1 protein-coding gene is annotated in these 1,169 nt (G+C 59.7%); it reads left to right on the plus strand.

The genetic code is table 11. The features are described from left to right. Positions 1 to 193: 193 nt before the first annotated feature. The coding region (locus EOA22_RS34470) for an aldehyde dehydrogenase family protein (protein ID WP_127390655.1) at positions 194 to 1,169 on the plus strand (976 nt) is incomplete at its 3' end.

Below are 1,169 nucleotides of genomic sequence, written 5' to 3' on the forward strand. Positions count from 1 at the left end.
CGCTTGATCGGCAAGCCGGTGACCGAATTGCCGTCGCCCATGCGGTCGCTCGATTTCATTCCGCCGAAGCGGCAGCCTCGCGTGGTTGGACCCGACCACTTCGTGATCGAGTGACAGGCTCTAAAGGGCGCTTCAGATGGACGCCTTTGGACGAATCCGAGCAAGGCGCTTCCCTATACCGATGGAGAATTCGATGAACACATATGCTGAGCAGTTCCAAATTGGAGTGAAGGCGGCGTCCTTTTTACGACAGGACAAAAAACTCCTTATCGATGGAAAATGGGTGCCGGCTCGGTCCGGGAAGGTTTTCGACACATATGATCCGGGCACGGGACGCGTAATTGCGCAGGTTCCGGAGGGCGACACCAAGGATATCGACATGGCCGTCAAAGCTGCCCGGCGGGCCTTTGAAGAAGGCCCATGGAGCCGCATCACGCCCAGCGAGCGTGGACGTCTCATCTGGAAACTCGCGGATCTGCTGGAACAGAACGCCGATGAACTGGCCGAACTGGAGGTTCTCAACAATGGCAAGCCGCTTGCCAATGCTAGGAATTCAGACGTTGCGCTCAGCGTAGATATGTTCCGCTACATGGCGGGCTGGGCGACCAAGATCACGGGGGAAACCATTTCGATCTCGGCGCCGGACAAGTACCATGCCTTCACCGTGCGTGAGCCGGTCGGGGTCGTCGGGCAGATCATTCCGTGGAATGCGCCACTGCTCATGCTGGCCTGGAAGGTCGCTCCGGCGCTGGCCACCGGCTGCACGATCGTGCTCAAGCCGGCAGAGCAGACCCCGCTGACAGCGCTGCGCTTCGGCGAACTGGCCCAGGAGGCCGGCATTCCCGCTGGCGTGATCAACATCGTGACCGGTTTTGGGCCGACGGCGGGCGCGGCGATCGCCTCACACCCGCAGATCGACAAGGTTGCCTTTACGGGTTCCAGCGAAATCGGTCGTATAATCGTCAGGGCCGCCGCTGGCAATTTGAAGAAAGTGTCGCTCGAACTGGGAGGGAAGTCGCCCGTTATCGTCTTTCCCGATGCTGACATGTCGGTTGCCATTCCCGGTGTCACGCAGGGCATTTTTGCCAATAGCGGCCAGGTCTGCACTGCGGGATCGCGACTGTTCGCCCATAAGAAAGTGTTTGACCAGATCGTGGATGGGATCGGCC

The organism is Mesorhizobium sp. M7A.F.Ca.US.014.04.1.1 (assembly GCF_003998745.1).
Classification (GTDB): Bacteria; Pseudomonadota; Alphaproteobacteria; order Rhizobiales; family Rhizobiaceae; genus Mesorhizobium; species Mesorhizobium ciceri.